Raw genomic sequence first — 11,541 nt, forward strand, 5'->3', positions numbered from 1 at the left:
CAGTCCGACACCGGCGTAGGAGGAGCGGCGATGACTGGAAACCAAGCGGTCTCGATCGATCCGAAGTTGTTCCGCGACGTGATGGGCCACTATCCCACGGGTGTCGTCGTGGTCACCGCCAAAAGCGACGACGGAGAGATACTGGCGATGGTGGTCGGCACCTTCAATTCCGTGTCGTTGGATCCGCCACTGGTTTCCTTCATGCCGATGAAGTCGTCCCGCACCTTCAGCCAGCTGCTGAATTGCCCGTCGATGTGCATCAACGTGCTCGGCGGTGAGCAGGAGGACATCGTGCTCACGATCTCACAACGGTGGGAGAACAAGCTCGAGGGTATCGACTGGTACGAGTCGCCTTCAGGCGATCCGATTCTGGCCGACGCGGTGGCCTGGATCGATGCCCGCATCGCGACTACCGTCGATGCGGGCGACCACATGATCGTGCTGTGCTCGGTCCGCGATCTGTCGGTGACCAACCCGGTGTCACCTCTGCTCTTCTTTCAGGGTGGATACGGAAGTTTCGTACTGACATCGTTGATGGCCAGAATGGATCACGAAATCCTGCCGGCGATCAACCAAGCCCACGCAGTGCGCACGGAGGTCAAAGGGCTGGCTGACGAGATCGGTTGTGAAGTATCTCTTCTCACCGCGGTCAGTTCGGACGAGATGACGCGAGTGCTGTGGGCGACTGCGCCCGGTGTGGACTCACAGCTCGGCCTGTCGCCACGGGTGCCCATGGTGCCGCCCATCGGTGACACGTACATGTTCGACCAGAGCGACGCTCAGCAGACACGTTGGCTGGACAGGTTGCGTGACGTGTCCGAGGATGTTCGGTCGATGCATCTGGAACGCCTGGGCTTCGTTCGGAAGAACGGCTATCTCCTCTCTTTCCTGCCGCCGCAGGGCGAGACCGCCTATGACGAACTGCGGAGGGCCAGCAGGGAATACGGAAAGACCCGACTCACGCCCGCCCAAGAGCGCCGTATCCGTGAATCCATCGGCAACTCTGCTGTGGACTATCGGCTCCGCGAGATCGATCCGTCAGGGACATACGATGTGGCATCGCTCGTCATGCCGGTACGGGTGGCCGACGGAGGCTATTCCTTGACGCTGAGGCTCGCGCAGTTCCCCAGCGGAGTGGCCGGCGCAACGGTCCTCGAGTGGCTGGATCTGGCGCGGGCTGTGGTCTCCTCACTGGAGAACAACTGCGCCACGACCGCTCCGGCGTGACCCGAGTCCGGCATCATCAGCGCGACGCACAGGGAGTTCCACGATGACGAGCACGTCTGATTTCACCCACACCGGCCTGCCCATGCGGGTGCTCTTCGGCGCGGGTCGTCGCCATGAACTGCCAACGGAGGTGGAGCGGCTGAAGCTGTCTCGCGTCATGATCGTCTGCACGCCGCCGCAACGGGATGCCGGACTCACCATCGCCGCGGCACTCGGTGAGCTGGCGCATTCGGTATACCCGTTCGCGGTCATGCATGTTCCGAGGGAGGTGGCCGACGCAGCGGTCGAGTACGCCGAAACCAACGCGGTCGACGGAGTGATCGCAGTGGGCGGAGGTTCCGCAGTCGGCTTGGCCAAGGCCATCGCGTTGAGAACCTCCCTTCCCAGCATCGCCGTGCCCACCACTTATGCCGGCTCGGAGATGACTCCGATCTGGGGTCTCACGGAGGGCAACGAGAAGACAACCGGGCGCGACTGGCGAGTGTTGCCCCGAACGGTCATCTACGATCCCGAGCTGACAGTCACCCTGCCGCCGACGCTCTCTGCGACAAGCGGAGTGAATGCGATGGCGCATGCCGCTGAGGCACTCTACGCGCCAGATGCTTCACCCATCATCACCATGATGGCTGTCGAGTCAGTGCGTGCCCTCAACCGCGCGCTCCCGGCGATCGTCGCGGACCCGGTCAGTGTCGTCGCACGCGCGGAGGCCCTCTACGGCGCCTGGCTCGCTGGTTCCTGCCTGGGCGCCACGACGATGTCCCTGCATCACAAGCTCTGCCACATCCTCGGCGGCACTTTCGATTTGGCGCACGCCGAGGTGCACACCACGGTGCTGCCCTATGTGCTGGCCTACAACCTGGACGCGGCGCCGGTGGCACGCGCGCTCCTTGCCGAGGCGCTGGGCGGGGAGGACCCCGCGACAGAGCTGTACGGGCTCGAACAGCAGGTGGGTGTAGCAGCGAGTCTCCGCGATCTCGGCATGCCCGAGAGCGGCATAGACACCGTCGTCGAAATGGCCACCGCCAACCCCTACGCGAACCCGCGGGCAGTCACGGCCGATGGTGTCCGGGCCCTGGTCTCTGCAGCCTTCTTCGGCCGGCATCCCGCAGAGACGCTGTCGGTCCGATGACCGGTGCGGCGGGGGAGGAATCCGTCCGTTTCCCCGGCAAGCCCGTACTAGGGAGTGCTCATCCATGACCGAACCCGTTGCGCCCGGAACGCCCAGGACCGGGCGAGTGCTCATAGCTGCGGGTGTGGGTACGGCCCTGGAGTTCTACGACTTCGCCATTTACGGGACGGCAGCCGCCCTGGTGTTCGGCGAGATCTTCTTCAAGACCGATGACGCGTGGTTCGCCACGTTCATGAGCCTGGCGACCTTCGCGCTCGGCTTCGTGATGGCACCGCTGGGGGCCGCGCTCTTCGGCTGGATCGGTGACCGTTTCGGTCGGCGGCCCTCTCTGTTCCTGGCTTTCGCAACGATGGGCATCTCCACATTGCTGATGGGCGCCCTACCTGCTTACGCCGCCATCGGGGTGCTGGCCCCGATACTTCTCACAGTGCTTCGCGTCTTCCACGGCCTGGCCCGCGGCGGGGAGAATGCGGGCGCTGCAGTCTTCGCGATCGAGCATGCGCCCCAGAAGCGGCGCGGGGTCTATGGCTCCGTGGTGGCAATCGGATCGCCGATCGGACTCATCCTCGCCAACATCGCCTTCGCGCTCGTCTTACTGCTGCCCGACCAGGACATCCGCGAGTGGGGGTGGCGGATACCTTTTTTGATGGGCGGCGTGGTCCTCGTCGTCGGCCTCTGGGTTCGCAAAGGCGTCTCCGAGACACCGGCATTCCAGGAGGTATCCGGGAGCCCGTCCGGTGAGCTGCCTGCCGTGCCGCTGTGGGACATGCTTCGCCGCCGTTGGCGCATCGTCTTGCTTGCTGCTGGGGTGAACGTCGGATTGACGGCTTCGACCTACACGCTGGCGACTTTCATGCTGTCTTACGGCACGGCGGCTGCGCCCAATGGCCTGGGCCTCGCTCGACAGCCAATTCTCTTGGGCGTGCTTTTCGCGATGGCTGTACATGCGGTCGCGAACCTGGGATCAGCGTGGGTCTCGGACCGTATCGGGCGGAAACCGGTGATGATCGCCGGGGGAGTGCTGTCGCTGGCGTCGGCCTTGACGATGTTCACCGTCACCATCGACGGCACGGTGACGTCGATCAACATCGCGGTCTTGATCGGGTGCACCGTTACCGGAGTGATGTTCGGTCCGCTGTACAGCTTCTTCGCCGAACTGTTTCCTCGTCATCAACGTCAGTCCGGTCTTGGATTCGCCTACCATGTCGGCGGAGTTCTCGGGGGCGGAATCTCCCCGCTGGTGGCGAACCGCATCATCGCCAGCACTGGCGACGCCCGCTGGGTCGGCTTCTATCTGGCTGCGTTACTTGCGATTTCGGTGGTCTGCATTCTTGCTCTTCCGGAGACAGCTCCGGCAAAGATGTCCGGTGCATCTGCGGATTCGCCGGGGCTAGCGGGCGACTGTAGTCAGCACGGCGCCCCAACGCGCGTCGACTGATCAACGGCCCCTCGTCGACGACGACGTCGAAGTGAAAGCCTTCCGCCCACGGCATCTTCCGCGTAATCAGCGATCGTGGGCACCGCCGAGGACACCTGGGCCGCTCACAATCGTCCGGGCACAACGACCCAGGCGCGGCCGCGCTGATTCGCAACCCACCTTTCACCTCGTTTAACACGGAAGAAACACTCACCTCGGTTTACTTAGGGTCAACGTAGTTTCACCTAAGGAAAACGGAGGTAGGATGACAGCCACGACCCACCCGCAGTTCAGCGTCACTTCTGACGGCTGGAAGAACCTGCCGAAGATGCCCGACTCGGAATACCCCGGCACGGATGGCTACATCGGCGACGTGTACGAAAACCCAAGTGGCAGCGTGATGTGCAGCGGCTTCTTCGAGCTCGTAGCAGCTGAAGAGCCGTTACTGTACGAATACACCTACGACGAGATGAAGATCGTCCTGGAGGGTGAATTCCACCTGGAGAACGCCGACACCGGGCAGAGGTCAGTGGCCCGAGCCAAAGACGCAATCTTCTTTCCGAAGGGATCTCGGATCCTGTTCAGCACCCCCGACCGCGCACTGGCCTTCTACACCGGGCATCGCACGGCCGACGGTCTCTGAGGACGCGAACGCAAACCGCCGGAACATCTCGAGATGATCGACTTCGAATCCACGAGTATCCCCGCCTGGACTCGACGCACAGGTACAGACATTTCGCCGTCGCAGGCGGGAGCGTCTCACCTCCTCATCGGCGTGGCCTCAGGTCAGGACGTAGCGCGGCGGTGGGCACGAACTCTGCCCACTGCTGCGCTGCTCACCACCGAGGATGCCGCAACCGCCGTCGCCTCGGCCACCGAGGCGCTGCGAACAGCGAGTGTGGGGATGCGAATCGCCGTCGCAGGTTCGGTCGGCGCCTGCCTGCAGGTACGTGCGGCCCTATTGGCGGCTGGGGCTGAAGAAGACGAAATGGATTTCCAAGCAACGGAGCACGGTCCGATCGACATCTTCTGCGCGCATTGCTCCACTTCTACCGCCACCCATGTCGGAGTCGACGGGTTGGTGCCGTGTGATGGGTGTGGTCGGACCCTGATCGTCTATCACCACGTCTCGCGTCGGCTCGGGAAGTATCTCGGGTTCCAGGCCGACGCAGAGACACTGCCGGGCAACTCCAGCCTGACCCCGCCGGCTAGCGAGGTTCTCTCATGACCATCAAGCTCGTCGTCACCGAACTCGACGACAGCGTTCCCGGCATTCGGTCGGTCACGCTCTCCCACCCAGCCGGGAAGGAACTGCCCGGCTTCATCCCCGGCAGCCATCTCGCCATCGAAGTGGCGGACAAGTTCAACGCCTACAGCCTGACAGGTGACGGCGTGGCGCCGCGGCAGTACACGATCTCTGTACTGCGCGTCCCCGACGGAGTCGGTTCGGCATATGTGCACGAACATTTGAACCTGGGCGACATCATCGATGCGCGACCGCCGCGCAGCGCCTTTCCACCCGTCGCGCGAGCTCGCAAGCACCTCCTCATCGCTGGCGGAATAGGCGTGACCCCCATTGTTTCGCATTTGCGCGCTGCCCGGTCCTGGGGTCGAGACGCACAGGTGCTCTACACCTTTCGTGATGGGTACGCCGCCCATCTCGCCGACATCGGCGAGCTGGCACCCGACGCCGAATTGATCAGCGACGGGCCCGAGAGGTTCATGATGCGGCTGCGCGAAGTTCTCACCCAGCAGCCTTTTGGCACCCATCTCTACGTCTGCGGCCCCGGCCCGATGATCGACGCGGTGGTGGCAGCGGCCACGGATGCCGGCTGGCCCACCTCCCGCGTGCACATGGAACGGTTCACCATGGATGCTTTGCAGCCTGGAGACCCCTTCACGGTGAGGTTGACCAGGACAGGCACCGAGGTGGAGGTGCCGGGCGGAACCAGCCTTCTGCAGGCACTCGAAGAAGCTGGTGTCGCCGTCTCGAACCTGTGCCGCCAAGGCATTTGCGGCGAATGCCGGATTCCGGTGGAATCGGGCACCCCGCTGCACCGCGACATGTTCCTCTCCGAAGACGAAAAGGCCAGCGGCACAGTGTTGATGGCTTGCGTTTCCCGATGCGATGGTTCTGCCCTGGAGGTGACCCTGTGACAAGTGCGGCCGCGCAGCGATATGCCAACTTCCCGTTTCCCTTTCCCCACGACGCATATCGCTACTCCACCAATGTCGAACCGGCAGCCCGGCCAGTCACCACACCGCTGGGCCAGTGGGGCCACACGGTGGTCATGATCGACTCGGACTACACCGACGAACTCGCTGAGCGCGCCCGGATTCTGGCGACCGACCCCAGCCGGCACGCTGTGCTCCCACACATGCGCCCCGCTGCCTGGGATGCCTGTCTGACCCTGTTGCGGGAACTGTCGACCGCCTTCCCTGGGCAGTGCGCACTCACACCGCTTTCAGACGGCCGCTGGAAGTGGACGAACGCACTGCTCGAAATCGAGGAGACCTTCACCTATGGTGACGATTCGACGCTGCCGGAGGAGCCGCTGCGCTGGGTGGCGGGCCAGGTTCAAGAAGACATCGTCCTGCTCGACCAGCGTGACCAGCTCTATGGTGACGCCGGGGTGGTCACCTTCGCCGCAGACTGGAGCTTCGGCTTCGACGTCGGCATGAGTTTTCTGGAGATTCACGGCCCGGTGCCGCGCATCCATTCCGAAAAAGTGATCACCCGCGCCCACGAGTTCCTCAAGAGGCTGCAGCCACATGAGCCATACCGGCGGACCAACTGGACGCTCACCATCGGCCACCGACTCGACGTGTCCACAGAGCGCTATCCGGACTGGGGTCCCGACCGAGAGATGATCCAGCAGGTTGACGACGATACCTTCGGCAGGCTGGTACATCTGCGAGTCGAAGTGCAGCATCTGATCCGGCTTGCCAACTCCGGTGCGGTGATGTTCCTGATACGGACCTATCTGATGCCGTTCGAGGAGTTGGCCGCCATCGAACCGTGGCGCACGCGCACTGCCGCTGTGCTGTCCGAGCTGCCTTCGGACATGGCCTCCTACAAGGGAATCGACAAGTACCGAGAACGCGCCTCGGCATGGTTGCGCGCCTGGAACCGTTCATGACTGCCGGCACGATGATTGCGGCTCGACTTTTCTGGCTAGCACACTTGCCGAAGTGGCAGTGCCCCCATTCGGCTGATGCGCCGCAACGCCGCGGCCACGTCGCGGCCCACCTGAGGGCCTGACTCGTACCCGGCTCTTTTCTGTTCGACGGCACCTGACTCCCGGGTCCATCACGGCCGCGCAGCGCTGCGGGCGCGTTGCGCGGGCCATAACCGTAACCACCAGTTTGGAGAGTGTAGTGACAGAACCAGTCCTGGCCGCCAACGGCGATCTCGCATGGCTGCTGGCCGCCTTCGTGTTGATCGCGTTGATGTTCCCCGGCCTCGCTCTTTTCTACGGCGGCATGGTCGGCGCCAAGAACACCCTCAACATGATGATGATGGTGCTCAGCTCGCTGGCGGTGGCCAGCGTGCTCTACGTCATCTACGGCTACGGCCTGGTGTCCGGTCCGTCGGTCGGGGGCCGAGGTTTCGTCGGCAACCCTGCGCAATACCTGGGTCTCATCGGCTTCGAGACCGACGACGGGTCAGGTTCGGCACAGGGGGCGTGGACCGCGGCATGGTTCATCCTGTTCGCCGCCATCACCGTCGCCATTGTCGCAAGTGGCGCGGCAGGGCGAATGAAGTTCACCTCATGGCTGGTGTTCTCGGCGGCATGGCTGACGCTCGTGTACTTTCCGATCGCGCACTGGGTGTTCGCCCCCGACACCGAGACCGGTTCGGGTGGCTTCCTTCTCAACGACATGAAGATTCACGACTACGCCGGCGGCACAGCGGTGCACATCAATTCCGGAGTCGCGGCGTTGGCACTGGCGTTGGTGCTGGGGCGGCGCAAGGTGGGATCCAACCGTCCACACAACGTACCCTCGGTGGTGCTCGGCGCTGGCATCCTGTGGTTCGGTTGGTTCGGTTTCAACGGCAGCTGCGCTCTCGGCGCGAACTTTCTGGCGCAGTACGTCGTCTTGAACACCCTGCTCGCCGGCAGCGCAGGGATGATCGGCTTCGGCGTCATAGAGCGCATCAAAGACGGTCATGTCACCACTCTGGGCTTGGTCACCGGAATCATCGCCGGACTGGTGGGCATCACCCCGTCCGCCAACGCAGTGACTCCTATCGGCGCCCTGGCTGTCGGTGTGATCACCAGCGCCGTGGTAGCCACTTGCCTGGGAATCAAGAACCGCCTGAGGGTCGACGACAGCCTCGATGCGTTCGCGGTGCACGGGATTGGCGGAATCACGGGCACACTGTGCGTGGCCTTGTTCGCTTCCGCCGCGACCCCCGCAGGCATCAGCGGTGTGCTCGTCGGGGGCGGTGTATCCCTGCTGTGGCGTGAGCTTGCCGGGATCGGGATCGTGTGCGCCTATTCCTTCGTCCTGACCTGGGTGATCGCCAAGCTCTTGGACAAGCTCATGGGCCTTCGAGTGGACGACGAAACCGAGCGCAGCGGCCTGGACTCCACGGTGCACGCCGAATCGGCTTACGAGATCCCGACGGCAACTGTGGGACACCCTGGCGGGTCGTCGTTGCAGCGCGCCGTCGCTGCGACGGACCCCGTCGCCCAGGCACGGTGATTCATCACCGAGCTCTTCTGCTGTCACAGAACAGCTTTCAGCGACACAAGTTGTGAATCCACTGTCATGAAACTAATATTCACGATAAGAACCACCGCATACTGAGGAGAGTTTGCATGCCTTCCATTGCCACCCTCGAAGACCTGTGCCGGGAGGCGGGCACCACCTTCATTCTGGCGCTGTTCGTGGACTTGAACGGCAAGCCTTGCGCCAAGCTGGTCCCCGCTACCGCGGCATACGAGTTGACCGCCAGTGGTGCCGGTTTCGCCGGTTATGCGGTAGGCGCCATGGGACAGACACCGAAGGACCCGGATCTGGTTGCCGTGCCGGACCTTTCGTCGTTCACACCCATCCCGTTCGTCAAAGATGGCTTGGCATTGGTGCATTGCGATCCACACGTGAATGGCAAGCCGTGGCCGTTTGCCCCCCGCAACATCCTGAAGGCCGTTCTGGCGCAGGCCTGCGATGCCGGTTTCGAAGCGTGGATCGGGGCAGAGGTCGAATACTTTCTCCTGACCCGTAACGCCGACGGAAGTATCGCCACCGCGGACGCCTCCGACAACGCTGCCCGGCCTTGCTACGACGCGCGCGGCGTCACCCGCATGTATGACCATCTAACCGAGATCTCGACTGCGATGAACACCCTTGGTTGGTCCAACTACGCCAACGACCACGAAGACGGCAACGGCCAGTTCGAGCAGAACTTCGCCTACGCCGACGCGCTGACCACCGCCGACCGAGTGATCACGCTCCGCTACCTGTTGTCGATGATCGCCGAAACGCGAGGCATGATCGCCACGTTCATGCCCAAGCCGTTCGGTGACCGTACCGGCAGCGGACTGCACCTGCACATGTCGCTGACCAGTGGTGGAGCTCCGGTGTTTCCGGCCGTCGACGCCGATGACCGCGGCTTGGGGCTCTCGCCTACGGCATACAGCTTCATTGCGGGTCTCCTAGACCACGCGTGCGCGCTTCAGGCAATCATTGCCCCAACGGTCAACTCCTACAAACGAACGGGTGCCACCAGCACCATGTCGGGCGCGTCCTGGGCGCCCCGCACGCCAACTTACGGCGGCAACGACCGCACGCACTACATCAGAGTCCCCGACGACCAGCGCGTCGAGCTACGTGGCGGCGACGGTTCGGCGAACCCGTACCTGGCTGTTGCGGCCGCTCTGGGCGCGGGCCTGGACGGCATCAAGCGCAGCGCCGATCCGGACGATGCGGGCGCCTCTGTTTCCGGACGTCCGACATTGCCGCCGACATTGCTTCACGCGGTCGACGATCTCAGTGCGGACGTCGTCATCTCCGGTGTTCTGGACGCCGCCAGTGATGAACCGGCCGTGGCCGCCTACTTTGCACAGCTCAAGCGCGATGAGTTCTTCGCCTACCACCACGGCCAAGTGACGCCGTGGGAGATCGACCAATATCTGACCGCATTCTGACCGGCCTGTCGCCGGCAACAATAGCGAGGACGTGAGACATGTGTGGCATCGTGGGATTGCACCTGCGCAATCCCGATCTGACTCCACAATTGGGGAAGCTGCTCACCGGCATGCTGGGTGAGATGGCCGACCGCGGTACCGATTCGGCGGGAGTTGCGGTTTACGGTGACCGCATTTGGTCGCCAGTCGGCGCGGGCTGCGTGTCGATACTCGAGGTCGACGCAGCCCCGACCGTGGTAGCCGATGCACTGAGAGTCCGCCTGGGCGTCCCGGTGAGTGTGCAAGTCATCGACACCATCTTCCAGCTCACGGCAACACTGGATGCCGAGCTGTTGCTCACTGCCGTGCGCGCCGAGTATCCGCATGCACTTGTCATCGGATTCGGCAGCGACATAACGGTTCTCAAGGGCATCGGGCATCCTGCCGAGCTGGCGAGGGCATGGGGTCTGCCTGCTGCCGCCGGGTGGCAGGGGGTCGGGCACACCCGCATGGCCACCGAGTCCGCCGTCACGGCCTCGGGCGCTCATCCCTACGCCGTCGGGCCCGGCCAATGCCTAGTGCACAACGGGTCGTTCTCCAATCATGCGACCATCCGCCGCTCACTCAGGACCGAAGGTGTGCGTTTCGACAGCGAGAACGACACCGAAGTCGGCGCCCGGTTCGTCGCCGCGCAGCTTGCTGGCGGCCGCAGCGTGGAGACGGCACTGAAGGAGCTGTGCGCCAACTTCGACGGCTTCTACACGCTGCTGGTATCGAACCGCGACTCGTTTGCCGTGGTGCGCGACGCCATCGCGTGCAAACCTGCCGTGATCGCCGAGACGCCCGACTGGGTGGCGATGGCCAGCGAGTACCGCGCTCTGTCCGATCTGCCCGGCGTGGAGGCAGCCAAGATCTGGGAACCCCAACCCGAGGTGGTGTACGCATGGAACAGGTGACGAATAGATTCGATCTCCACAAAGTCACCGTGCGAGAGGTGAACGCAACGCTGCACCGGCCGAATTCGTCGGACAGATACGTGATCGACAATCCCGCCGGCGCACACAATGTCGCGGTGGGTTTGGACTCGGCGGTTCAGGTCACCGTCAACGGACATGTCGGCTATTACGGCGCGAGCATGAACAAGCACGCTGAGATCACCATCAACGGCAATGCCGGCACAGGCGTCGGCGAGAACATGATGAGTGGCACGGTTTGGGTCAGGGGCAATGCGAGCCAATCAGCCGGTGCCACCGCCCACGGCGGGCTGCTGGTGATCGAAGGTGACGCCGCTGCCCGGTGCGGGATCTCGATGAAGGGTGTCGACATCGTGGTCGGCGGCAGCATCGGACACATGAGCGCCTTCATGGCCCAGGCTGGTCGCTTGGTGGTCCGCGGTGATGCCGGTGAGGCCCTGGGCGATTCGATCTACGAAGCACGTATCTACGTCCGCGGGCACGTGGCTTCCCTGGGGGCAGACTGCGTGGCCAAGGAGATGCGTGACGAACACCACGCAGAGCTCGCGCTACTCCTGAAGTCGGCCGGTTTCGATGACGATGACACCGCCGACTACACCCGCTATGGGTCCGCCCGTACGCTGTACCACTTCCATGTCGACAACGCGAGTGATTACTGAC

At 63.6% G+C, this 11,541-nt stretch carries 10 protein-coding genes and 1 pseudogene; all 11 read left to right on the forward strand.

The genetic code is table 11. From position 1 onward, the window contains the following. Positions 1-30: 30 nt before the first annotated feature. The 11 genes and pseudogenes from DMB80_RS12360 to DMB80_RS12410 all read left to right on the forward strand — a co-directional run bounded on the left by DMB80_RS12360 (position 31) and on the right by DMB80_RS12410 (position 11,540). Complete coding sequence (locus DMB80_RS12360; RefSeq protein WP_111510118.1) at positions 31-1,227, forward strand: flavin reductase family protein; 1,197 nt, start codon at positions 31-33, stop codon at positions 1,225-1,227. A 43-nt stretch (positions 1,228-1,270) separates the two neighbouring features. After that, positions 1,271-2,356, forward strand: a complete 1,086-nt coding sequence (locus tag DMB80_RS12365) for a maleylacetate reductase (protein ID WP_111510119.1) — start codon at positions 1,271-1,273, stop codon at positions 2,354-2,356. A 124-nt stretch (positions 2,357-2,480) separates the two neighbouring features. Then, positions 2,481-3,794, forward strand: coding sequence for an MFS transporter (locus tag DMB80_RS12370; protein ID WP_240431154.1), 1,314 nt, complete (start codon positions 2,481-2,483; stop codon positions 3,792-3,794). A gap of 244 nt (positions 3,795-4,038) precedes the next feature. After that, the gene (locus DMB80_RS12375; protein ID WP_111510121.1) at positions 4,039-4,416 is read left to right on the forward strand and encodes a cupin domain-containing protein; all 378 of its coding nucleotides are present in this window, start codon (positions 4,039-4,041) and stop codon (positions 4,414-4,416) included. A 132-nt stretch (positions 4,417-4,548) separates the two neighbouring features. Beyond that, entirely contained in the window at positions 4,549-5,001 is a 453-nt protein-coding gene (locus DMB80_RS12380; protein ID WP_240431155.1) for a dimethylamine monooxygenase subunit DmmA family protein, read from the forward strand. Further along, complete coding sequence (locus DMB80_RS12385) at positions 4,998-5,930, forward strand: PDR/VanB family oxidoreductase (RefSeq protein ID WP_111510123.1); 933 nt, start codon at positions 4,998-5,000, stop codon at positions 5,928-5,930. The genes DMB80_RS12380 and DMB80_RS12385 overlap by 4 nt, the downstream gene beginning before the upstream one ends. Beyond that, positions 5,897-6,898, forward strand: a pseudogene (locus tag DMB80_RS12390) (heme-dependent oxidative N-demethylase family protein); the annotation flags it as partial. The gene DMB80_RS12385 and the pseudogene DMB80_RS12390, both read left to right, overlap by 34 nt. A 253-nt stretch (positions 6,899-7,151) precedes the next feature. Continuing rightward, positions 7,152-8,483, forward strand: a complete 1,332-nt coding sequence (locus tag DMB80_RS12395; RefSeq protein WP_240431156.1) for an ammonium transporter — start codon at positions 7,152-7,154, stop codon at positions 8,481-8,483. 116 nt (positions 8,484-8,599) lie between these two features. Then, entirely contained in the window at positions 8,600-9,928 is a 1,329-nt protein-coding gene (gene glnT / locus DMB80_RS12400) for a type III glutamate--ammonia ligase (protein ID WP_111510125.1), read from the forward strand. A 38-nt stretch (positions 9,929-9,966) separates the two neighbouring features. After that, positions 9,967-10,863, forward strand: coding sequence for a class II glutamine amidotransferase domain-containing protein (locus DMB80_RS12405; RefSeq protein WP_111510126.1), 897 nt, complete (start codon positions 9,967-9,969; stop codon positions 10,861-10,863). Then, entirely contained in the window at positions 10,851-11,540 is a 690-nt protein-coding gene (locus DMB80_RS12410) for a GltB/FmdC/FwdC-like GXGXG domain-containing protein (RefSeq protein ID WP_111510127.1), read from the forward strand. Before DMB80_RS12405 ends, DMB80_RS12410 begins: the two co-directional genes overlap by 13 nt. Position 11,541: the final 1 nt, after the last annotated feature.

The organism is Mycobacterium kyogaense (assembly GCF_003254575.1).
Lineage (GTDB): Bacteria > Actinomycetota > Actinomycetes > Mycobacteriales > Mycobacteriaceae > Mycobacterium > Mycobacterium kyogaense.